The sequence below is a fragment of the Buttiauxella sp. AC038 genome, from assembly GCF_979253565.1.
In genome coordinates this window covers 3,751,514-3,773,821 of sequence record NZ_CEEDCQ010000001.1, presented here as the reverse complement: position 1 = coordinate 3,773,821, position 22,308 = coordinate 3,751,514, and the positions used below count along the sequence as shown (strand labels likewise).

18 protein-coding genes are annotated in these 22,308 nt (G+C 52.0%); 10 read left to right on the top strand and 8 right to left on the bottom strand.

Going from position 1 to position 22,308, the window contains the following annotated elements:
* Position 1 precedes the first annotated feature (1 nt).
* Together fdnG and AC0IXI_RS17985 are read right to left on the bottom strand one after the other, a co-directional pair.
* Complete coding sequence (gene fdnG / locus AC0IXI_RS17990) at positions 2-3,049, bottom strand: formate dehydrogenase-N subunit alpha (protein WP_471682879.1); 3,048 nt, start codon at positions 3,047-3,049, stop codon at positions 2-4.
* Positions 3,050-3,213: 164 nt separating this feature from the next.
* Positions 3,214-4,122, bottom strand: coding sequence for a LysR family transcriptional regulator (locus AC0IXI_RS17985; protein ID WP_134183879.1), 909 nt, complete (start codon positions 4,120-4,122; stop codon positions 3,214-3,216).
* Between the two features lie 105 nt (positions 4,123-4,227).
* Here AC0IXI_RS17985 and AC0IXI_RS17980 point away from each other — a divergent pair, with 105 nt between their 5' ends.
* Positions 4,228-5,094: an MBL fold metallo-hydrolase gene (locus AC0IXI_RS17980; protein ID WP_413498026.1), complete on the top strand. Its 867-nt coding sequence runs from the start codon at positions 4,228-4,230 to the stop codon at positions 5,092-5,094.
* A 12-nt stretch (positions 5,095-5,106) separates the two neighbouring features.
* On the top strand, positions 5,107-5,757 hold the full coding sequence (locus AC0IXI_RS17975) for a DsbA family protein (protein WP_413498025.1): 651 nt from the start codon (positions 5,107-5,109) through the stop codon (positions 5,755-5,757).
* Here AC0IXI_RS17975 and AC0IXI_RS17970 read toward each other — a convergent pair.
* Positions 5,754-6,683 carry a LysR substrate-binding domain-containing protein gene (locus tag AC0IXI_RS17970; RefSeq protein WP_064516888.1) on the bottom strand — a complete coding sequence of 310 codons (930 nt, stop codon included), beginning with the start codon at positions 6,681-6,683 and terminating at the stop codon, positions 5,754-5,756. The two genes, AC0IXI_RS17975 and AC0IXI_RS17970, sit on opposite strands and share 4 nt — an antisense overlap.
* Positions 6,684-7,077: 394 nt before the next feature.
* On the opposite strand from AC0IXI_RS17970, the gene AC0IXI_RS17965 reads away from it, so the two are divergent.
* The 7 genes from AC0IXI_RS17965 (at position 7,078) to AC0IXI_RS17935 (ending at position 15,536) form a co-directional block, all read left to right on the top strand.
* On the top strand, positions 7,078-7,683 hold the full coding sequence (locus AC0IXI_RS17965; protein ID WP_064516890.1) for an ankyrin repeat domain-containing protein: 606 nt from the start codon (positions 7,078-7,080) through the stop codon (positions 7,681-7,683).
* A gap of 119 nt (positions 7,684-7,802) precedes the next feature.
* Positions 7,803-8,621, top strand: a complete 819-nt coding sequence (locus AC0IXI_RS17960; RefSeq protein WP_471682878.1) for an oxamate carbamoyltransferase subunit AllH family protein — start codon at positions 7,803-7,805, stop codon at positions 8,619-8,621.
* On the top strand, positions 8,599-10,149 hold the full coding sequence (fdrA, locus tag AC0IXI_RS17955; protein WP_471682877.1) for an acyl-CoA synthetase FdrA: 1,551 nt from the start codon (positions 8,599-8,601) through the stop codon (positions 10,147-10,149). Before AC0IXI_RS17960 ends, fdrA begins: the two co-directional genes overlap by 23 nt.
* The gene (locus tag AC0IXI_RS17950) at positions 10,146-11,558 is read left to right on the top strand and encodes a YlbE family protein (protein ID WP_471682876.1); all 1,413 of its coding nucleotides are present in this window, start codon (positions 10,146-10,148) and stop codon (positions 11,556-11,558) included. Before fdrA ends, AC0IXI_RS17950 begins: the two co-directional genes overlap by 4 nt.
* Positions 11,559-11,569: 11 nt before the next feature.
* A complete protein-coding gene (locus AC0IXI_RS17945) occupies positions 11,570-13,108 on the top strand; it encodes a xanthine permease (RefSeq protein ID WP_151994856.1) in 1,539 nt (512 codons plus the stop codon).
* 73 nt (positions 13,109-13,181) lie between these two features.
* Complete coding sequence (locus AC0IXI_RS17940; protein ID WP_471682875.1) at positions 13,182-14,132, top strand: carbamate kinase family protein; 951 nt, start codon at positions 13,182-13,184, stop codon at positions 14,130-14,132.
* Positions 14,133-14,147: 15 nt separating this feature from the next.
* Positions 14,148-15,536, top strand: a complete 1,389-nt coding sequence (locus tag AC0IXI_RS17935) for an amidohydrolase family protein (RefSeq protein WP_471682874.1) — start codon at positions 14,148-14,150, stop codon at positions 15,534-15,536.
* Between the two features lie 83 nt (positions 15,537-15,619).
* Here the strand turns inward: AC0IXI_RS17935 and AC0IXI_RS17930 are convergent, their stop codons facing one another.
* The 5 genes from AC0IXI_RS17930 to AC0IXI_RS17910 all read right to left on the bottom strand — a co-directional run bounded on the left by AC0IXI_RS17930 (position 15,620) and on the right by AC0IXI_RS17910 (position 20,922).
* Positions 15,620-17,080, bottom strand: coding sequence for a TrkH family potassium uptake protein (locus tag AC0IXI_RS17930; RefSeq protein ID WP_064516922.1), 1,461 nt, complete (start codon positions 17,078-17,080; stop codon positions 15,620-15,622).
* Between the two features lie 154 nt (positions 17,081-17,234).
* Complete coding sequence (gene yahO / locus AC0IXI_RS17925; RefSeq protein ID WP_064516924.1) at positions 17,235-17,513, bottom strand: DUF1471 family periplasmic protein YahO; 279 nt, start codon at positions 17,511-17,513, stop codon at positions 17,235-17,237.
* A gap of 215 nt (positions 17,514-17,728) precedes the next feature.
* Positions 17,729-19,087: a PTS cellobiose transporter subunit IIC gene (gene celB / locus AC0IXI_RS17920; protein ID WP_422568637.1), complete on the bottom strand. Its 1,359-nt coding sequence runs from the start codon at positions 19,085-19,087 to the stop codon at positions 17,729-17,731.
* Between the two features lie 210 nt (positions 19,088-19,297).
* Positions 19,298-20,599 carry a 6-phospho-beta-glucosidase gene (locus AC0IXI_RS17915; RefSeq protein ID WP_471682873.1) on the bottom strand — a complete coding sequence of 434 codons (1,302 nt, stop codon included), beginning with the start codon at positions 20,597-20,599 and terminating at the stop codon, positions 19,298-19,300.
* A gap of 17 nt (positions 20,600-20,616) precedes the next feature.
* Entirely contained in the window at positions 20,617-20,922 is a 306-nt protein-coding gene (locus AC0IXI_RS17910) for a PTS sugar transporter subunit IIB (RefSeq protein ID WP_064516930.1), read from the bottom strand.
* A 272-nt stretch (positions 20,923-21,194) separates the two neighbouring features.
* Between AC0IXI_RS17910 and AC0IXI_RS17905 the strand changes: the two genes are divergently transcribed.
* Positions 21,195-22,280 (top strand): MurR/RpiR family transcriptional regulator, encoded by a 1,086-nt coding sequence (locus tag AC0IXI_RS17905; RefSeq protein WP_413498013.1) that lies wholly within the window; start codon positions 21,195-21,197, stop codon positions 22,278-22,280.
* Positions 22,281-22,308 lie beyond the last annotated feature (28 nt).

The following is a 22,308-nucleotide window of genomic DNA, read 5'->3' as shown; positions in this document are numbered from 1 at the left end:
CTTACGCCTTCTCAATGTTGACCAGAAACGCCTTGTACTCTGGCGTCTGCGAGTTAGCGTCACCTACCGATGGCGTCAGTGTATTGGCGAGATAACCTTTACGTGCCGTACCCTCAAAGCCCCAGTGCAGCGGAATACCGACGGTTTCCACTTCCTGCCCGCCCGCGTTCAGGGTTTGCAGGCGCTGCGTGACCACCGCAACGGCGCGAATAAACCCGCGCTTGCTGCTGACTTTCACGTGGTCGCCATTGGCGATGCCTTTGCTTTTTGCAAGCGCCACACTGATTTCCACAAACTGCTCAGGCTGCGCAATCGCGTTAAGCCGTGAGTGCTTGGTCCAGGTGTGGAAGTGCTCGGTCAGGCGATACGTGGTGCCGACGTAAGGGAACTGTTCGCGTTTGCCCATGCGTCTGGCATCGGCTTCATACAGACGAGCTGCCGGGTTCGAGACCACATTCGGGTGCAGCGGGTTAGTACCCAGTGGCGTTTCAAACGGCTCGTAATGCTCAGGGAACGGGCCTTCCGCCATTTTGTCGATGGCGAACAGGCGGCCCAAACCTTCTGGCTGCATGATAAACGGCCCGACGCCGCTGCCCGGAGGGGCGGTGTTGTAGTCAGGAATATCGTTCCCCACCCATTTCGCGCCATTCCATTGAATCAACATACGTTTCGGGTCCCACGGTTTGCCTTGTGGGTCAGCAGAGGCGCGGTTGTAGATAATGCGGCGGTTTAGCGGCCACGCCCAGGCCCAGCCCAGCGTGTTGCCAAGGCCTGATGGATCGGCGTTATCGCGGTTCGCCATCTGATTACCTTTCGCAGTCCAACTCCCGGCATAAATCCAGCAGGCAGATGCGGTGGTGCCGTCATCACGCAATAGCGCAAACGAGTCCAGAAGTTGGCCTTTCTTCGCCAGCAAATTCCCAGCCGGATCATAGAGATCTTCCAACGCGTAGCCGTTGTTCTCTTTGGCGACCTCTACGGACTCAGGGCTGTCCGGCAGATCGTAATGCCAGCCCATTTTCAGCAGTGGCTCAGCACCTTTACCGCCTTCGGCGCGATAAAGCTCGCGTATGCGATGGTAAATCCCGGCCAGAATTTCGCCGTCGTTACGCGCTTCTCCCGGTGCGTCTGCCCCTTTCCAGTGCCACTGCAGCCAGCGCCCGGAGTTGGCAATCGAACCGTCTTCTTCAGCAAAACAGGTCGACGGCAGGCGGAACACTTCAGTCTGAATTGCCGCTGGGTTCACGTCGCTCATCTCGCCGTGGTTCTGCCAGAAGTTAGACGTTTCCGTGACCAGTGGGTCGATAATCACCAGGTATTTCAGCTTGCTAAGGCTTGCGACAATTTTGTTTTTGTCCGGGAAGGAGGCGACCGGGTTAAAGCCCTGGCAGATGTAGCCCGTAACTTTGTTGCGGTCCATCATGTCGAAGTACTTCAGCACGTCGTATGCCTGGTCCCACTTCGGCAACCAGTCAAAGCCCCAGTTGTTATCTTTACGCGCATCATCGCCATAGAACGCTTTCATCAGGCTGACGAAGAACTTGGGATAGTTGCCCCAATAGTTCACCTGGCCCGGCAGCGTGGCTTTCGGCGTGTTTGCCGTCAGGTAAGTTTGCAGGTCGGTTTGCTTCTCAGAAGGCAGTGTCAGATAACCCGGCAGGCTGGTGGACAGCAGGCCCAGATCGGTCAGCCCCTGAATGTTGGAGTGCCCGCGCAAGGCATTTACGCCGCCGCCCGCCATGCCCATATTGCCGAGTAACAACTGGATCATCGCCATGGTGCGAATGTTCTGCGCACCCACGGTGTGTTGCGTCCAACCCAGAGCGTAGAGGAACGTCGTTGTGCGGTCGGCGGCACTGGTTGAGGCCAGCACTTCACACACTTTCAGGAAATCGGCCTGCGGCGTACCGCAAATATGCTCGACCATTTCCGGTGTGTAGCGGGAAACGTGCTCTTTGAGCAGGTTCCACACGCAGCGCGGGTCACTGAGCGTGTCATCGCGCTTGGCATAGCCGTTTTCGTCGAACTGATAGTTCCAGCTGGTTTTATCGTACTGACGTTTTTGCTCGTCGTAGCCGCTAAACAGGCCATCATCGAAGCTGAAATCGTCACGCACCAAAAGGCTGGCGTTGGTGTAATGCTTAACGTATTCGGCGTTGATTTTGTTATTGGAAATCAGGTACAGCAGCACGCCCGACAGGAAGGTAATGTCGGTGCCGGAACGGATTGGCGCGTAAATATCCGCAACAGATGCCGTGCGGGTAAAGCGCGGATCGACCACAATCAGCGTGGCGTCGTTGTTGTTTTTGGCTTCCATCGCCCAGCGGAAACCCACCGGATGCGCTTCAGCGGCGTTGCCGCCCATCACCATCACAACGTTGGCGTTTTTGATATCAACCCAGTGGTTGGTCATCGCACCGCGACCAAATGTTGGAGCAAGACTTGCTACCGTTGGTCCGTGTCAGACGCGTGCCTGGTTATCTACCGCTAACATGCCAAGGGATCGGACAAATTTTTGTGTCAGCATCCCGGTTTCGTTGCTGGCCGCCGACGCACATAACATGCCGGTGGAGAGCCAACGGTTTACCGTGACATTCTGCTCACTTTTCTCAACGAAATTGGCATCACGGTCGTCTTTCATCAGGCGGGCAATGCGTGAGAATGCATCGTCCCAACTGATGCGCTGCCATTTATCGGAGCCTGGCGCGCGGTATTCCGGGTAACGCAGGCGGCTTTCGCTGTGGATATAATCCAGCAGGCCCGCGCCTTTCGGGCATAACGCTCCACGGTTTACCGGGTGGTCCGGGTCACCTTCAATATGGAAAATGCTGGATTTGGCGTTTTTCGAACCATCGCCCAGGCTGTACATCAACAAACCACAGCCTACTGAGCAGTATGTACAGGTATTGCGGGTTTCTTTGGCACGCAAAAGCTTAAAGTTGCGCACCTCGGCAAGCGCCGCTTTGGGAGAAAATCCCAGAACTGCGGCGGTAGTCCCTGCCATCCCGCCGGCACAGATCTTGAAAAATTTTCTGCGACTGACGTCCATCGTAACCTCATTGTTATGACGTATGAATGGTCGCGAAAATACCCACATTTAACGGTGGCTTATTGAGCAAAATCAATTCGCCAGGTATTGGGTAGCGAGTTACCCCTTCATGAGTAGGGGTAATGGCGGGGGATTAACCATAACGAGATAATCATTGGTGAGCTTTAGCGCAGCGTCGCTCGCCACTGCTCATCTGTGGCAAACCATTCCACCAGATAATCCAGCATCGCACGCAGTGTGGCGGGCATCTGTTTGCGGGTGGTGTAAATGCCGTAGATGCCCATTTCCTGCGGTTGGTAGCCAGGCAATAGTTCTACAAGTTCACCTTTTGCCAGTAACGGGGCGGCAGAATAGTACGGCTGGAGCGAAATCCCCGCGCCCTGTAGCGTTCCCGCCAGCAGCACAACCGATTCATTGGCGCTGAGATTGCCGCTCACCGCCACGGCAGATTTTTCCCCTGCACGGTCAAAATGCCACAGGCTTTTGCCGAACCAGTTGTAAGTCAGGCAGTTATGGCTGGCAAGATCTTCAGGATGATTCGGAGTGCCGTTTGCCGCCAGGTAAGCAGGAGCGGCGCACACTACCGAGGCGCAGGTGGAAAGCGGGCGGGCAATCAAATTTGGGTCCAGCTCATTGGTGATGCGCAGTGCCAGATCAATCCGTTCTTCCACCAGATTTACCGTCCGGTTGTTCATTTGCAAATCGACGCTCACCTGAGGGTGGCGTTTCAGAAACTGCGTCACGGCACCTGCCAGCGCGGTTTGCCCCAGCGACTGGGAGCAGGTGATACGTAGCAGGCCGCGTATTTCCTCGGTCTGATTATCCTCGACCAGATCGATAGCTTCGGCGACAGCGAGCATTTTGCGTGACAGGCTCAGGGTTCTTTCGCCCGCATCGGTCAGGCTCAGTTTGCGCGTGGTGCGGTGCAGCAGGCGTGCGCCAGTCCACTCTTCCATCTGCGCCAGATAACGCGTCACCATGGCTCGCGACATATCAAGATGGTCTGCGGCGGCAATCATACTGCCCAGATCGACAATGGTGACAAACACCCGTGCGGCGGTAATGCGATCCATTATTCGTCCGATTTATGCAATGAATAGTTGCTCATTATCCGGTTTTTGTATCAATTCATGCAACGTAAGATGTGCCCAACATCAAGACAATTTAGGGCATCTGCTATGTTTAAAAAATCTGTACTCACGCTGACTCTCGTCAGCCTTACGACTCTGGCACACGCCGCCAGCCCGTTAACGATGGAAGTTTACAATCCCGGTGAGAAAAGCGTGTTCCCGGTGTCGTCCGAGATAGTCAGTGGCGAGAAAGAAGTGGTGCTGATTGACGCGCAATTCCAGGGTAACGATGCCGAGCAGCTGATTGAGAAGATCAAAGCGACCGGCAAAACCCTGACGACCGTTTACATCAGCCACTCTGATCCAGACTTCTACTTCGGTCTGGACAAAATTAAGGCCGCGTTCCCACAGGCAAAAATCGTCGCCACGCCGGAAACCATTGCGGCGATTGAAGCCTCAAAAGAGGGCAAACTGGCTTACTGGGGACCGATCCTCAAAGAGAACGCGCCACAGTCGGTGGTGGTGCCGCAGCCGCTTCAGGGCAATAGCTTCATGGTCGACGGCCAGAAAATCGAAGTAAAAGGCCCAACGTCAGACCGTACCTATGTGTGGATCCCGGCGCTAAAAGCGGTGGTGGGCGGGGTGCCAGTTGCGGGCAATAATATTCATCTGTGGGTGGCTGATACTCAAACGCCGCAATCGCGTGCCGACTGGCAGCAAACGCTGGAAAGCATCAAAGCCCTGAAACCGAAAGTGGTGGTTCCAGGCCATTTCCTGCCGGGCGCACCGCAAACGCTTGAGTCGGTGACCTTCACGCAAAACTACCTGACGACGCTGGAAAAGGCGTTGCCGAAAGCAAAAGATTCAGCTCAACTGATTGCGGTGATGAAGAAGCAGTATCCTGACTTGAAGGATGAGTCGAGCCTTGAGCTGGGTGCGAAGGTGCTGAAAGGCGAAATGAAATGGCCGCAGTAACCAGGAGGAGAGATGACAACTAACACTCTGCATTACATTTTCGACCCGCTGTGTGGCTGGTGCTACGGTGCAGCTCCGCTTGTCGACGCGGCTGGTGAAGTCCCTGGACTGTCGATTGCTCTGAATGGCGGCGGCATGATGGTTGGCAACCACCGTCGCACCATAGACGCGCAGTGGCGCGGGCACGTTATCGAACATGATGCGAGGATTGCCGCTATGACCGGGCAGCCGTTCGGCGATGCGTATACCAATGGCTTATTATTGGATACCACGGCAGTGATGGACTCGGCCCCACCCACTTGCGCGATTCTTGCGGCGCAAAAGCTGGCCGGGCGCGGGCTGGAGATGCTGCATCTTATTCAGGTGGCGCACTACCAGCATGGAAAGCGTGTGGCCGATTTAACCGTTCTTGAGGCGCAGGCCCTGGAACTTGGTTTACCCGTCCCGGCTTTTAGCGCTGAAATGCAGGCCATCAACGGTGAAATCCTGAATCAGCATATTGCTGAAAGCCGTGCGCTACTGGCGCAGCTTGGTGGACGTGGTTTCCCAACTTTTGCGCTTCGCAATAGCCTTGGGCAGTTACAGGTACTGGATGCCGGGCGCTACCTTGGCGATGTCCCTGCCTGGCAGGAGATGTTGCAGCGAAGCGTAGCTGGCGCTTAATCCCGAACCAACAAGTCCCCATAAATCTCAGTCAACAACCCGCCCGGCGCAAACTGCTTTTTAATCCAGCGGGTTACCTGCCCGGTGGCGGCATGCTGGGTTGCCAGCAGCATGCGTGAATCCTGGCGAGGGTTGTTTATCTGGCGTGTCACCAGCAGGCCGCTATCCTGAGCCTCGCGCACCATATAGCTGGGTAAAAAACCAACGCCTTCTCCCAGAATCTGGCACTGGCACTTGGTGTTGAAGTCTGGCACCAGAATCGCTTCTTGCCCATGCAGCAGCCATCCCACCTTTTTATTCAGTGTTGATGCGGTGTCTTCCACCATAATATTGGGGTACAGGCGCAGCTGACTTTCAGAAATTGGCTCCGGCATAAATGCCAGCGGGTGGGTTGGGGCGATAGCAAACTGCCAGTGAATCGCGCCGATTTCCGTGTAATCAATCCCACCACCGTCGAGCAATGTATCTGGCGCACCAATCGCAATATTTGCCTGGTTATTGATAATTGAGTCCCACACCCCGTTGTACACCTCTGTCGTGATAGTAATCAGGCAGGTAGGGAACTGTTTTTTCAGTATTTGTAGCAGCTTTGCCGTGTGGCGCGGGGTGTAAAGCAGTTGGTTGATACAGATGCGTACCTTCACCTCAATTCCTTGCGAGATGGTATCAACACCGCGTTTTATGGCGTGGAAATCGTTAAGTAGTTCGGTTGCTTTGCGATAGAAATAGAAGCCGGACTCGGTCAGTTCGATACTGCGGGTATTGCGCACAAACAGCACCACATCAAGGTACGTCTCGATTCTTTTGATGGTGTAGCTGACGGCAGAAGTGGTGATCCCCAGTTCGACCGCTGCCTTACTAAAACTTGAAAGCCGCGCCGTGGTGGTGAACGCCAGCAGGTTCTCTTCGGTAAAAATGGAATTCATGCGCTACTCCCTTAGATCGGATAAGCGCAGAGTCGTCCGACAGCTACCCAATCCTATTGTTGAATGTATTTGTATTCCTTATGATCCGCGACTTTGCCTTGAACCATATTTAACACTGCCGTTACAAGTGATTTGAAGAGCATCACACTTCTTGAATCTCATTTCTCCCGCTATCTGCAAGGCCTGACGGCTTTCCTCATAGAGAGAGATAAAGAGCGGCGAAAGCTCTTCTATCATAGGTAAAAGATTGCTCTATCGCACATTTTGCTCACATTGTTGAATACTATTCAACAATGCTGTCATTAACGATGAATGATTTTTAAACGGATGTTAAAGCGGTCATAGTGTTGCTATTCTCAATTCATCAGAAATAGCAAAGTATGGGAGTATGGATATGTCTCAGAAAGAACTTATTGCAGAATTTCTAAGTGCAGCAGAGCAGGGGCATCTGGAAAACCTAAAACAATGTCTCAGTGATGGTGTAGATATTAACGCTACTAATCGTCAAGGGCGTACCGCAATTACACTCGCCAGCCTCCACAAAAAATATGACTGTGTGGAATATTTAATTGCAGCTGGTGCCGATATCAATAAACAAGATCAAACCTGTTTTAACCCCTTCTTGTTGAGTTGTCTTAATAACGACCTGACATTATTACGCCTGTTATTACCAGCAAATCCCGATCTGAATTGTTTATCCCGCTTTGGTGGCGTGGGAATTACCCCAGCCAGCGAAAAAGGACACGTTGAAATTGTTCGCGAATTAGTCACACGCACCGAAATTAACGTTAACCACACTAATTTTGTTGGTTGGACGCCATTGCTTGAAGCTATCGTGCTCAATGATGGTGGGGCGAAACAGCAAGAGATCGTCAAACTACTGCTGGATCACGGTGCCAACCCGCACATGACCGATAAATATGGCAAATCCCCACTGTCTCTTGCGCGTGAAAAAGGCTATCACGAGATTGCCGAACTGCTGGTTAACTTTGGTGCCTGATACACAGGAGATGCACTATCGCCGGATATCTTCAGCGGCAGTGCCTTTTTGCACAAACGGCAGATAGCGCTTTTTTCGTCCCGGATTTATACGGTGATACAACAGGTTATGTTGAGCAGGTGTTTGACCGGGCGGTGAATATTCACCTCCCTGAAAGGCAACAGATCTTCACTTTGCTCCGTACCGATTGTGATAACGCACCAAATAGCTGTCGTTTAGCAGTAGAGCATTGTCAGAACCACTTTAAGCCCGGTGAGCGGGTAATTTTTCACAGTAACGGCATTGATATTGGCACAGATAAACGCATCGATTTCTCGCGCTGTACACGCTGGCAACCTGAAGCGCTTTTTCTAAGCCACACACGAATAAAACAGACCGATTGGCAACATCTTGCGCAAATGACACAGGCCAGTGTCATACAAAGTTCGTCACTATTTTATTTTCATGGCGATAATATTTTCTACCAGGAAATGAGCCGCCTGCTGCAATTACATCGAAAACAGCTTATATCAGCGCTAAATACAGGGAATTGCGCTGCGATTGAAAATGAAATAAGTGGATTACTGGGGTTAGGTATTGGGTTAACGCCATCTGGTGATGATTATCTGGCGGGTCTGAGTGCTGTTTTATTTATTACCGGACATCCAGCGCGAAAATATAGAGACATTTTTATTGTCGCAATGGAGAAAGAAAAACATAAAACCACGCAGCTAAGCGCTATTACGCTGCGTGAAGCTATTGACCAACGTTATCGTGAAACTATTTATGGTTTTATTTATCAGGTGGTCAATGGTGATTTGGAAAATATTCAGCAGTCTATTAACGAAATTAAAAAAATAGGGTCGAGTTCAGGATGCGACATGCTTTGCGGCATGGCGGATGCCTTTGCTTTGACCAAAATTAACGGAGGAAATTATGTCGACCAGGATTGTAATTAAAAAGAATACCTATTTTGATTCTGTCTCACTGATGTCCATTTCAACCAAAGCCAACCAGCTTGACGGTGTGGAACAGGCGTTTGTCGCGATGGCGACCGAGATGAACAAAGGGGTTTTAAAGAACCTCGGTCTGTTAAACGACGAGCTGGAACAGGCCAAAAATGGCGATCTGATGATTGTCATCAAAGGATCGAGCGATGCGGCAAATGAAGCCACGCTTGAAGCCATTGAAGGGCTCTTCACCCGCAAAGACAGCGGCAATTCACGCCACGAAGCGCGTTACGCCACACTTGCCAGCGCACATCACAATATCCCGGAAACTAACCTCGCGGTGATTTCGGTCAACGGCGCGTTTGCTGCCCGTGAAGCACGTCAGGCGCTGGAAAACGACCTCAACGTGATGCTGTTTTCCGACAACGTTTCCCTTGATGATGAACTGGCACTCAAGCAGTTCGCCCACAGCAAAGGGCTGCTGATGATGGGGCCGGACTGCGGTACTGCGATTATCAACGGTGCAGCTTTGTGCTTTGGTAACGCGGTACGCCGTGGCTCAATTGGCATTATTGGTGCATCCGGTACTGGCAGTCAGGAATTGAGCGTGCGTATCCATGAATTTGGCGGTGGAATTTCACAACTCATCGGCACCGGTGGGCGTGATTTAAGCGAGAAAATCGGCGGCATCATGATGCTCGACGCCATCAAAATGTTGGAAGATGACGCGAAAACTGAAGTGATTGTGCTGGTTTCCAAACCACCTGCTGAAGCGGTAGCCCGTAAAGTGCTGGAGAGGGCCAAAGCTTGCCGCAAACCGGTGGTGGTTTGCTTCATCGGTACTAAAGAAGCACGTGAGGATGATGCAGGTTTGCAGTTTGCTCGTGCCACGAAAGAGGCCGCGCTGAAAGCCGTGCTGCTCACCGGCATCAAGAAAGAGTCGCTGGATTTGCATCCACTCAACTGGCCGCTCATCGAAGAAGTCCGTGCGCGCATGAAACCTGAGCAAAAGTACATTCGTGCACTGTTCTGCGGCGGCACGCTGTGCGACGAAGCGATGTTTGCAGCACTGGAAAAGTACCCGGACGTCTACAGCAATATCCAGCCGAACCCTGAATACCGCCTCAAAGATGTGAATGTCAGTATCGCCCACACCTTCCTCGATTTTGGCGATGACGATTTCACCAACGGCAAACCACACCCGATGATTGACCCCACCAACCGTATTAGCCGCCTGTTACAGGAAGCGCGTGACCCGGAAGTGGGCGTGATCGTAATGGACTTCGTCTTGGGCTTTGGCTCCCATGAAGATCCGGTTGGAGTGATGCTTGATGCCATCAAAGAAGCGAAAGTCATTGCTGCCCGCGAAGAGCGTAACCTGGAAATCCTGGGCTATGTGTTGGGCACCGATTTGGACACGCCATCTCTTGAAAAGCAGTGCCAGATGCTGACGGATGCGGGCGTTATCTGGGCAAGTAGTAGCACCAACACAGGTTTGCTTGCACGTGAGTTTGTTTGCAAGGAGAAAGCACAATGAGTTTATTCAACCAACCGCTAAATGTGATTAACATCGGCATTGCAATGTTCAGCGATGATTTGAAAAAGCAGAGCGTTCCTGTCACTCAACTGGACTGGACGCCACCGGGGCAGGGTAATTTAGCTGTCGTTAACGCGCTTGATTCCATCGCCGCTCCGGCACTTGCCGAAAAAGTAGCAGCAGCAAACAAACTGGCCGTTGAGCGCATCATCCAGTCACAGCCTGTTCTGGAGGGTTACGACCAGGCGATTAACGTGGTGCCGGGCATGACGCGCAACACTATTCTGCATGCCGGGCCGCCTGTTGCCTGGGAAGATATGTGTGGCGCGATGAAAGGTGCGGTCACCGGGGCATTGGTGTTTGAGGGGCTGGCGGCGAATATTGATGAGGCCGCGCAGCTTGCCGCTTCCGGCGAAATCATCTTCTCGCCATGCCACGAACACGACTGCGTGGGTTCTATGGCGGGCGTGACGTCTGCCTCGATGTTTATGCATATCGTCGAGAACAAAACCTACGGCAACCGCGCATATACCAACCTCAGCGAGCAGATGGCGAAGATCTTGCGCATGGGCGCTAACGACCAGAGCGTTATCGACCGTCTTTTCTGGATGCGTGATGTGCTCGGCCCAATGCTGCGTGATGCGATGAAACTGGCGGGTGAAATCGACCTGCGTTTGATGCTGGCGCAAGCACTGCATATGGGCGACGAGTGCCACAACCGCAACAACGCGGGCACCACGTTGCTGATTCAGGCGCTCACGCCGTGGATTATTCAGACTAATTTCACCGTCGCGCAGCAGAAAGAAGTGTTCGATTTTGTCGCCAGCAGCGACTATTTCTCCGGCCCAACGTGGATGGCGATGTGCAAAGCGGCAATGGACGCAGCGCACGGTATCGAATACAGCACCGTGGTGACCACCATGGCGCGTAACGGCGTGGAGTTTGGCTTGCGCGTTAGCGGCTTGCCGGGACACTGGTTCACCGGCCCGGCGCAGCAAGTGATCGGCCCGATGTTTGCGGGTTACAAACCTGCAGATTCTGGGCTGGATATTGGCGACAGCGCGATTACCGAAACCTACGGCATCGGCGGTTTTGCTATGGCAACGGCTCCGGCGATTGTGGCGCTGGTGGGTGGCACCGTGGATGAAGCTATCGACTTCTCGCGCCAGATGCGTGAGATAACGCTGGGCGAAAACCCGAATGTCACCATTCCATTGCTGTCGTTTATGGGCATTCCAACCGCCATTGATATTACGCGTGTGGGCAACAGCGGCATTTTGCCGGTGATCAACACCGCCATTGCCCACAAAGATGCGGGCATCGGCATGATTGGCGCCGGGATTGTCCATCCGCCGTTTGAATGTTTTGAGAAGGCTCTGCTCGCCTTTGGTGAGCGTTACTCTTTCTGAGGGATACCCCGATGACAAACGTTAAGCTTGAGTGGAAACGCGGTGACTGGGCGGCATATTTCGGGTTGATGACCAACAACCTGACTAACTTGCTGACCATGATGGGGTTACTCATTTTTGTGGTGGGTATTCCGACTGAGATTGTTTACGGGCGCATTGCGCCAGCCTTCGGGCTGGCGGTGCTGGTAGCGAGCATTTGCTACGCCTGGTTTGGCCTGCAACTGGCAAAAGAGACAGGGCGCAAAGATGTGACCGCACTGCCTTCCGGGCCAAGTGCGCCGTCCATCTTTACCGTGACGTTTTTGGTATTGATGCCGGTCTACCAGCAAACCGGCGACGCTGAATTTGCGATTCAGATTGGCCTGGTGTGGTGTTTTGTTGAAGCGATGATTCTGGTGGGCGGTTCGTTCCTTGGGGAAACCATCCGCAAGATGATCCCGCGTACTGTTCTGCTGTCGTGTTTGTCGGGCTTAGGTTTATTGCTGTTGGCGATGAACCCGATGCTTCAGGCATTTGAAGCGCCGACGGTTTCCTTCATCGTGCTGCTGCTTATCTTCATCAACTGGTTTGGCAAAAAGCCGATTTTTGCCCGTATTCCTACTGGCTTATTACTGTTGGTTGCCGGTACTGCGCTGGCGTGGGTTTCCGGCCTGCAAAGCCCGGAGGCCATCAAAGCCTCGATGTCCTCATTCGGCTTTAACCCGCCATCGATTCATGTTGATAGCTTCCTGCAAGGCTTGCCGCACGCACTGCCGTACCTGGCATCGGCAGTTCCGTTGGGGCTGGCGAACTACATTTTCGACCTGGAAAACATCGAAAGTGCCCACGCAGCGGGTGATGAGTACAACACCCGTAAAGTGATGCTGACCAACGGCCTGGCTTCAACGCTCGGTTGCCTGATGGGGAACCCGTTCCCGGTCACGGTGTACGTTGGCCATGCGGGCTGGAAAGCGATGGGCGCGAGTATCGGCTACACGCTGGCGTCAGGTGTGACGATGTTTATCGTGCCGTTGTTTGGCCTTGGGGCGTTCATGCTCGCCATAATTCCGATGACCGCGATTGTGCCGATTCTGGTGTTTATCGGTGTGGTGACGGCAAACCAGGTGGTGCGAGAGACACCGAAAATAGAGGTGCCGGTTATCTTCATCTGCTTGTTCCCGTGGATAGCTAACTGGGCACTGACCATGGTGAATAGCGTGATGGCCGCAGCGGGCACAACGGCTGCAAAAATCGGCCCTGAAGCGCTGGCTCATAAAGGGGTGTTTTACCAGGGACTAGTGCATTTGGGTAACGGCGCACCGCTCGCCAGTATGTTGTGGGGCTGTGTTGCAATCTTCGCGATTATCAACAAGCCGTTACGTGGTGCAGTTGCAGCGGTAGTGGGTGCGTTGCTGGCACTGTTTGGCGTGATTCATGCGCCGATGGTCGGCTTTGCGCAGGGCAGTTCGCTGATGTTCGTCACCGCGTATTTGATGATGGGCGCGATGTTTGTAGTGAAGCATGTGCTCGACCGTCGTGAAGCGGCTTCTGAGGTTGTGACTTCCGTTTAATACTTCCCCTCACCCTAACCCTTTCCCCAGGGAGAGGGCCGGGGTGAGGGCGTCCGTACCCTAAGGATAAAAAATGAAACAACTCGTGGTCGTGGCAATTGGCGGCAACAGCATCATCAAAGACAACGCCAGCCAGTCGGTTGAACATCAGCAAGTCGCGGTTAAAGAAGTGGCCCAGACGGTGCTGGAAATGCTCTCGTCGGATTACGACATCGTGCTGACGCACGGCAACGGCCCACAGGTGGGGCTGGACCTGCGTCGTGCGGAAATCGCCCATGAGAAAGAGGGATTGCCGCTCACACCGCTGGCTAACTGTGTGGCAGATACCCAGGGCGGCATCGGCTATCTGATTCAGCAGGCGCTGAATAACCAGTTGGGGAAACACGGAGACAAAAAAGCGGTCACCGTGATAACTCAAGTGGAAGTGGACCAAAACGACCCTAATTTCGCCCATCCAACCAAGCCGATTGGCGCGTTCTTTAGCGCAGAGCAGTGCGAGGCGCTAAAAGTGGCGCATCCGGACTGGCAGTTTGTGGAAGATTCCGGGCGTGGTTACCGTCGGGTTGTGGCGTCTCCAGAGCCAAAACGCATTGTTGAAGCGGATGCCATCAGCGCGCTTATCAAACAAGGCTTTGTGGTGATTGGTGCAGGAGGTGGCGGTATTCCGGTGATTCGCAGCGAACAGGGCGATTATCAGAGCGTGGATGCGGTTATCGATAAAGACCTGTCTACCGCGCTGCTGGCTCGCGAATTGAACGCTGACATTCTGGTGATCACCACTGGCGTGGAGAAAGTATGTATTCACTTTGGCAAACCAGAACAACGAGCGCTCGATGAAGTCACGGTTGAACAGATGGCGCATTTCAGCGAAGAAGGTCATTTCCCTCCGGGCAGCATGCTGCCAAAAATCACTGCCAGCCTCGCGTTCCTGCGCAATGGCGGCAAACGCGTGATTATCACCACACCTGAAAAATTACCTGCGGCCCTACGTGGCGAGACGGGCACTCATATTGTTAATGCTTAAGAGTGGGAGAACTCAATGAATAATGCAGAAAAAAGCCGCCGTGAATTTTTAAGCGGTGGCGGTAAAGTGGCTGCTGCCTGCGCACTCTTTGGCGCGACTGGCTCAATGGCGTATGCTGCGAAACCAGCCTCCCTTGCCTGTGAGACGGACAATCGCATGAGCGCCATTAAAGAATCGCATTACTACCTCGACAACGTACTGCTGGAGGCGGGTTTTAGCCGCGACGGGCAGACTATTGTTGGCACGCAAACCGAACTGAAAACGCTGGAAATTAAAGACGGCAAAATTGCGGCACTGCTCGCAAATAAACAGCATCCCGATACTACCCTTGCCCATTACGATGCGTCAGGGAAACTGCTGCTGCCAGCGATGCGCGATATGCACATCCATCTTGATAAAACCTTCTACGGCGGCCCGTGGCGTGTGCATAACCGCCCGGCGGGAACCGCCATTCTGGACATGATTGCCCTTGAGCAAAAATTGCTGCCGGAACTGCAACCGGTCACTCAGGAGCGTGCGGAAAAACTGATTGATTTGATTCAGTCGAAAGGCTCGACCATCGCTCGAAGCCATTGCAACGTTGAGCCAGTTTCCGGGCTAAAAAACCTCGAGAATCTGCAAGCAGTCCTGGAACGCCGTAAGTCTGGTTTTAGCTGTGAAATTGTCGCGTTTCCTCAGCATGGTTTGCTGCACTCGAACTCCGTTGCGTTGATGCGCGATGCAATGCAAGCGGGCGCTCACTATGTGGGTGGGCTTGACCCGACTAACGTCGACGGGGCGATGGAAAAATCCTTAGATGCCATGTTCCAGATAGCCATCGACTACAAAAAAGGTGTCGATATCCACCTGCATGAAACCAGCCCAGCCGGGATTGCCGCGGTGAATTACATGGTTGAAACGGTGGAGAAAACCCCGGAGCTGAAAGGCAAATTGACCATCAGCCACGGTTTTGCACTGGCGATGATGAACGAACAAGAAGTTGATGCGATTGCTACGCGTATGGCGGCGCAACAAATTACTATCGCGTCAACGGTACCGATTGGCACCATGCATATGCCACTCAAGCAGTTGCAAGAGAAGGGGGTGTTTGTGATGACGGGCACCGACAGCGTTATCGACCACTGGTCGCCGTATGGCTTGGGCGACATGCTGGAGAAAGCCAACCTTTATGCGCAACTCTATATGCGTGTCAGTGAATTGAATCTTTCACGATCCCTTGCGATTGCCACCGGCAACGTGCTGCCGCTTAATGACAAAGGCGAGCGTGTGTGGCCAAAAGCACAGGATGAAGCGAGCTTTGTGCTGGTGGATGCCTCATGTTCTGCCGAAGCCGTGGCACGCATCTCTCCACGAACCGCGACCTTCCATAAAGGGAATCTGGTTTGGGGTGAACTTAGCGTGTAGTGCCAGGCTTACTGATCTCACGCTGTCAGATTGACTGCGTGAGATGTAAATAAGAAGCCACTCTATGAGCGGCGACGTAAATATTAACTCCGCCAGAAAGTCCTCGAAAACAAAATCAACACCGGATAGATCTCCAGTCGACCTAATAACATAGCCGCACACATTAAGTATTTTGCACTATCGCTCAACGTACCAAATCCTGCGGCAGTTTCGCCAAACCCTAAGCCCATGTTGTTAATACAGGCCGCTACGGTGGCGAACGAAGTTAACAGGTCATATCCCTGCAAGTTCAGCATCCAGATAAAAAAGCAGGTGCACACGACGTAGAGGAAGAAAAAACTCCACACGGAACGCAGCACTCTGTCATTAACAGGCGAGTTACCAATCCGAATACTCATGATGGCGCGTGGATGTGCCAGTTGATGTACTTCATGGCGGCTTTGCTTAAATAACACCAGGAAGCGCAGCGCTTTAATCCCACCGCAGGTTGACCCGACGCATCCGCCAAAGAAACTGGCGGACAGCAGCAGAACAATGGTGTGTACCGGCCAGGAAGCGTAATCACTGGTTGATAGGCCGTTATCGGTAATCATGGAGCTGGTCAGGAAAAAGGCATGAACGAACGAGGCGGGTAGGGCGTACATACCTGCGCGCCAGACTTCCAGTGTGATGATTAAAATCACAATGCTTGCGACCATCAGGAAGAATCTCAACTCCGCACTCTTGAGAAACGGCTTAATGCTGCGACGTGCCAGGGCGACAAAATAGAGGGTGAAGTTGATGGCTGAGAGCAATGAAAAAGCCCCGGCGACAAGCTCAATAGCATAGCTGTTGTAAAAGCCGATACTTTCGGTGCGTGTAGAAAAGCCACCTAATGAGACGGTAGAAAGGCCATGACAAAGCGCATCAAAGAACGGCATGCCGGCGAGTTTGTACGCAATCGTGCAGGCAGCACCTAGCAGCAAGTAAGTCAGCCACAAACTTTTAGCTGTGTCTGCAAGACGTGGCGTGAGGCGCTCTTCTTTAAATGGCCCGGGCATTTCGGACTGATAAAGCTTCATTCCCCCAATACCCAGAAGCGGCAATACTGCTACAGCAAGCACAATGACACCGAGGCCGCCGATAAAGTTGAGTTGGGCGCGGTAATAGAGGATCGATTTGGGCAATAGGGAGACATCGTTAAAAACAGTGGCTCCGGTAGTTGTTATACCCGAAACCCCCTCAAACATGGCATCAGCTAGAGATACGTTATAGCTGTCATCCAGCCACAGCGGCATGGCGCTGATTACTGAAAAAAGCAGCCAAAACAAAACGATGATAATAAATCCATCGCGGGTTTCGAGTTGAATATTAGACCGACCAGTCATCACCCAAGCCAGGCTTCCAAGTGTAAAAGTGATGATAAAGGTATAAAGAAAGCCAAACAGGCTGCGTTCTTTTTCAATTAAAGCCAGCAACATTGGCGGGATCATCGTCAGGCTGTAGAGAACAACCAAAAAAGCGCACAGATGAATCACAATTCTAAAACGGGTTGATATATACATCAGAGAAACCCAGATACCTGTGTTATTCAGGTATATCAATCAGGTAGGGATGGCAAAGTATAGGGTATTTTGGGTAGGAAAGGTTATCTGGCTTTATTGTGAAGGGAAGCATTGTTAAATGGGCAACACAGGGGTTGCCCATTTAGAAGACAGATTACTTCTTGTTATAAACTTCTGCGGTGCCGTGAATTTTATTCTCGGTATCTGCAGAGGTTACAACATAAAACTTGCCACCCAACTCATCGGCTTTCTTGGAGAGTTCGGCTTTGGCATCAGATGGTGACAATTCACCACTGGTGGTGATGGTGCCTACTTTTACATACTGATCTTTATGGTCGTTATAGGCTTCTTTCGTCAACAGTTCTGCTGACAATGCACTGAATGATACTGCACCCAAAGTTAATGCTACCAATACACCCTTAGCTATCTTCATGACGAACCTCATCTTTGCTTATAGTAGATAAATTGTTTTCCCTACCTTTAGACTATGGTTCAGAACTGTATTTCTCGCCAGCTTTGGTAAAGAAAAATTTTGTTCAAAAATAGATGCATAAGAGATTGTTCAGTATTGAAAAGCATGATTATTGCTAACCTTATCTGAGAAAAGCAGATGCAGAGTGGATGGGTACCATCCACCCTTCGCCGGGTTTACGAGGTTACTTGCTCTGTTACCGGTGCTACTGAAGCTTCTCTTTGCGATTTATTGGCCTGTTCTTCGCGATATTTCAGGTTATCCCAGATGCGGAAGAACGGGTAATACATCACCAGCGAAATCCCGAGGTTGACGATTTGCAGCACGGAACCAGAAATATGCCCGCCGGTTGCCAGGTATCCGCTGACCACGATCGGTGTAGTGAACGGCAAGGCAATACCCGCAGGTTTGGCGACAAGCCCGGTGGTCATTGCAATATAAGAAACAATCACTAATACAACAGGGGTAAGAATAAACGGCACGACCAGATACGGGTTCATCACAATCGGAATGCCAAATACCATCGGTTCGCTGATGTTAAACAGGCTACCGGGGGCGGCGATTTTACCCAATTGTTTCATCTGCGCACTGCGACTGCGGATAAGCATAAATATCACCAGTCCGAGCAGGGCACCGGTGCCGCCAGGGGCAATCCACAAGTCATAAAATTGTTGGGTGATGATATGAGGAATAGGCAAACCGTTCTGGAATGCTTCGAGGTTCTCCGACATATTGCTCAACCACACCGGGCGGATAAACACCAGTACGATAGTGTCGCCATGCAGGCCCAGCATCCACAAAATACCAATCAGCAATACCGAGATAATCATACCCGGCAGTGAACCGCCAACATGACTCATCGGGATACCAACCAGTTCGGTAATCATCGTATTGATGTCGCCAAATGGTGTTGCCTCAACTAACAGACGCAGCGCCAACACTACCGCTAAAACGCAGAAGCCAGGGATCAACGCCAGGAAGGATTTAGCTACCGCTGGCGGCACGCCTTCCGGCATACGGATAACCAGATTGCGGTTATTGATAAAGCGGTAAATTTCGGTTGAAAGCAGGGCGATAAGAATGGCGACGAACAACCCCTGGCTACCAATTTGCCCCATCGGCATCACGCCCTTCACTAACTGTGCCGCACCGCCCGTAGCGGGTGTAAACATGATGTGCTGCGGAATGGTCATGATAAATGCAACCAGAGACACGGCACCGGCAGTCAACGGATCAATTGTGCGGTACTTTTCCGCCAGGCGATAAGCGATACCAAAGGCGGAGATAATCGCCATGATGTCGTAGGTCGCTTTAACCGGATAGAGCACTTTTTCCTGCCAGGTTGGGCCGAAAAAGTCGCTCATCATTTGGGCATAACCCGGTATCGGCAGATAAGCAAAAATAAGGAAGAACGAGCCAATCAACATAAATGGCATGTTCAGAATGATACCGTCACGCACCGATAGCACATGCTTTTGCCCGGCAATTTTTAGCGCGGTTGGCAGTACATATTTTTCGATAATAGATTTGTTCATAGACATAGACACCCCCTGCCCGGATACCCTTCATACTTCAAGCCGCAGGTACGTTGGCGGCACCCGCACGCCCCAGTCACATAGTTATTAGCTATGCTCCTGGGGACTTACGGGCTGGCCGCCTTCCTGCAACTCGAATTATTTTGGGTAGAATTATAATTTTATTTAGTCGTAGGTCGGATTAGCGTAGCGACATCCGACAACACTGGTTTAAACGTTAAACTGCGGCAACCACGCTTTGTTGATACTTAACACTTCATCGACCAGCGCAGACGCCAGATTGACATCAGCAACCAGCGGGTTTGCGACCAGCGCCAGTAACGCTTTTTTCTTATCGCCGTGTACCGCTGCTTCGATAGTCAAACGTTCAAAATCTTTAACTTGCTGAGTCAGGCCGTTCATCAGCAGCGGTAATTTCCCAAATGCCAGCGGATGTGCGCCAAGGGCGTCAATCAGGCAGTTGGTTTCAATCACCGCGTCGTCTGGTAATCCCTGAATTGCACCGTTGTTAGCGGTATTCACCACCATCTCAATACCGAGATTATTATGTAAGGCGTTAATCAATTGCACCGCGACCTCGGAGTAGAACGAACCACCGCGCTGGCTAAGTTCTTCCGGTTTTTTATCGAGGTTAGGATCGGCATAGAGCTTAAATAATGACTCTTCTACCTTCATGACTAGCTCGGCACGAGTGCCTTTAGTGGCGGCATCAGAGAGTTCATCTTCCAGCATGGTACGCGTTTGCCAGAAGTAACGGTGGTAAGGGCAGGGAATGGCACCTAATGCGCGCAGCAAATCCGCAGGCCATGGAATCGCTTTAATGTTGTTCATGGAAAGCTGCTCCCCATCGCACAACATTTCGATCACTTCATGAGTGGCATCGCGTCCGTTTGCCAACACTTTATGCACCCAAACCATATGATTCAGGCCTGCAAAACGTAGCGAAACTTTGTCGTGAGGCAGTTTCAGCATGTCGGCAATCATATGGTGCATCGTCACCGGCACATTACACAGACCGATAATCTTGGCCTTGCTGTAGCGCGAAACCGCTTCGGTCACAATGCCGGCCGGATTGGTGAAGTTGATAATCCACGCATCCGGGGCGAGACGCTCTACGCGGTGGGCAATATCGAGCATCACGGGAATGGTGCGCAACGCTTTCGCAAAACCGCCAACACCCGTCGCTTCCTGTCCGAGAAGCTTGTGGCTTAAACCCAGGCGTTCATCGGCGGCGCGGGCGGGAAGCTGCCCCACGCGCAGCTGCGTTAAGACAAAACTGCAACCTTTGATGGCTTCGTCAGCGTCAAAATGTACGGATACCTTGACGGACTCCAGCCCATTTCTGTCGAGCATGCGACGGGCGAGGGCGGCAATAATATCGACTTTCTCGCGACCCGCTTCTACATCCACCAATGCCAGTTCCGCCATTGGCAGTGAAGCATGGCGTTCAATCAATCCTTCAATCAACTCCGGGGTATAACTGCTTCCCCCGCCAATAACGGTAATTTTCATCTTGTTCTCCGCCTGTCTCAGGCCATTAGGGCGAGGGCTTTATCCAGCACGCGATCGCCGCGCATGGTGCCGTAATCCATCATATCTATCACCGCGACAGGTTTCCCCAGCGGTGTGGAAAGCTCAGTCAGGCGCTGTAATTCGTACTGTACTTGTGGGCCAAGCAATACCACGTCGGCATGGCGCAATTGGCCTTCAATTTCGGATACCGGGATGGCATCAATTTCGATTTCCAGAGAACGCTTTGTCGCTTCGGTACGCATTTTTTGTACCAGCATGCTGGTGGACATCCCCGCAGCACAGCACAACATGATTTTTTTCATTACAACTTTCCCCTCATTTGAAAACATATTTCATACATTAGCTGTTTTAATTAGCATGTATGAAAATTATTTTCATGAGTGTGATCACTGTTGGATTATTTCCAGATGGCACTGAGGCCGGATGAATATGTGATCTCTATAGAAAAATGGATATTTAGGTCGAGCGTTGTATAGAATAATGTGTACGTGAATGAGATGGATTGAAAAATAATTTCAAACATTTATGATGTTTTTAACGAGCAGTTAATGCCGACATTAGGACGCCTCCTGTTATGGATATTGTTTACCAACTGGTACACGGGTTATCTGGCCTACCAGCGCAAGAATCTCGTCTGGCACGCTTTTTCCTCGATAACTTCGCGCAAATACCCGAAGCAACGATGGAAGAGTTAGCGGCAAAGGCAGGGGTGAGTTCTGCCACGTTGCAACACTTTGCACGCAGCATTGGCTGTGACGATATCAATGATTTTATCGGCCAGGTGCGCCATCAGCAGCAGGAGAACAATCTGCAAGTCCTCGCAGCTCCTATGCTGGGCGATGCTGCATGGGTAGATCCGGGGGCACTGAAAGCGCTGGCCCTTAACGCTGGTATTGGTAGCGAAATACTCGACAGATTTTCGCACTCCATAGGGCGTGAAAATAACGGCGATATTCTCGGCCAGATCCGCAACCGTCTGAATGACTTCAGCCAGCAAGAATCTCGCGTGGCGCAGACCATTCTTGATGATGTCTCTTTTGCCGCATCGGCCACCATCGACCAGCTTGCGACCGCTGCGGGGGTTAGCCCGGCAACTATTACCCGATTTGCCCGAGCGTCAGGGTGTGACGATATCCGTGATTTACGCATGAAATTGGCACAAGCCAGCACACCGGTAGCCGGTGGCGATATGGCTTTGCCATGGCGTGAAAAACTGAACAAACTGCAAAATGCACTAAATTCACAGTTCTGCGAATTGCAACCCGCAGTCATCAATCAGGCAGTTGTTCGTTTAAAACAGGCGAAAGCGGTGCATATTTTCAGCGCCAGTGCGGCAGATACGCCTTTTGCGAGCCTGTTACAATATCGTCTGCTGACTCAGGGTTATCCGGCCAATATTTGTCAGGACCCAGCGCTGATGAGTATTACTGCATCGATGCTTGGTGCCGGACAAGTGCTGGTGATTTTCGCAGGCTCTGCACCGGAAAATGCACTGATTGCGGCGGCCCATCAGGCGCGTCGGCTGGGTGCTGAAATCATTTTCATTGGCCGGGATAGCGGCTCATTTATTCACAGCGACGATATTCTGTTGCCGCTAACAGAAGTGCGCTACGGTTCGTTGTTAATTATTGATTTGCTTTGTGAAGGGATTGATAGCTGAGCCGATGGCGTAAATGTCGGGTGTCGCG

Bases quoted from the DNA above. Each gene is read 5' to 3' on its own strand.
- yahO (WP_064516924.1), bottom strand. From the start codon at position 17,513: ATGAAGATAGCTAAGGGTGTATTGGTAGCATTAACTTTGGGTGCAGTA.
- fdrA (WP_471682877.1), top strand. From the start codon at position 8,599: ATGTCGACCAGGATTGTAATTAAAAAGAATACCTATTTTGATTCTGTC.
- AC0IXI_RS17910 (WP_064516930.1), bottom strand. From the start codon at position 20,922: ATGAAAAAAATCATGTTGTGCTGTGCTGCGGGGATGTCCACCAGCATG.
- AC0IXI_RS17945 (WP_151994856.1), top strand. From the start codon at position 11,570: ATGACAAACGTTAAGCTTGAGTGGAAACGCGGTGACTGGGCGGCATAT.
- AC0IXI_RS17965 (WP_064516890.1), top strand. From the start codon at position 7,078: ATGTCTCAGAAAGAACTTATTGCAGAATTTCTAAGTGCAGCAGAGCAG.
- AC0IXI_RS17935 (WP_471682874.1), top strand. From the start codon at position 14,148: ATGAATAATGCAGAAAAAAGCCGCCGTGAATTTTTAAGCGGTGGCGGT.
- AC0IXI_RS17970 (WP_064516888.1), bottom strand. From the start codon at position 6,683: ATGAATTCCATTTTTACCGAAGAGAACCTGCTGGCGTTCACCACCACG.
- AC0IXI_RS17950 (WP_471682876.1), top strand. From the start codon at position 10,146: ATGAGTTTATTCAACCAACCGCTAAATGTGATTAACATCGGCATTGCA.
- AC0IXI_RS17915 (WP_471682873.1), bottom strand. From the start codon at position 20,599: ATGAAAATTACCGTTATTGGCGGGGGAAGCAGTTATACCCCGGAGTTG.
- AC0IXI_RS17980 (WP_413498026.1), top strand. From the start codon at position 4,228: ATGTTTAAAAAATCTGTACTCACGCTGACTCTCGTCAGCCTTACGACT.
- AC0IXI_RS17940 (WP_471682875.1), top strand. From the start codon at position 13,182: ATGAAACAACTCGTGGTCGTGGCAATTGGCGGCAACAGCATCATCAAA.
- celB (WP_422568637.1), bottom strand. From the start codon at position 19,087: ATGAACAAATCTATTATCGAAAAATATGTACTGCCAACCGCGCTAAAA.
- AC0IXI_RS17905 (WP_413498013.1), top strand. From the start codon at position 21,195: ATGGATATTGTTTACCAACTGGTACACGGGTTATCTGGCCTACCAGCG.
- AC0IXI_RS17930 (WP_064516922.1), bottom strand. From the start codon at position 17,080: ATGTATATATCAACCCGTTTTAGAATTGTGATTCATCTGTGCGCTTTT.
- AC0IXI_RS17985 (WP_134183879.1), bottom strand. From the start codon at position 4,122: ATGGATCGCATTACCGCCGCACGGGTGTTTGTCACCATTGTCGATCTG.
- AC0IXI_RS17975 (WP_413498025.1), top strand. From the start codon at position 5,107: ATGACAACTAACACTCTGCATTACATTTTCGACCCGCTGTGTGGCTGG.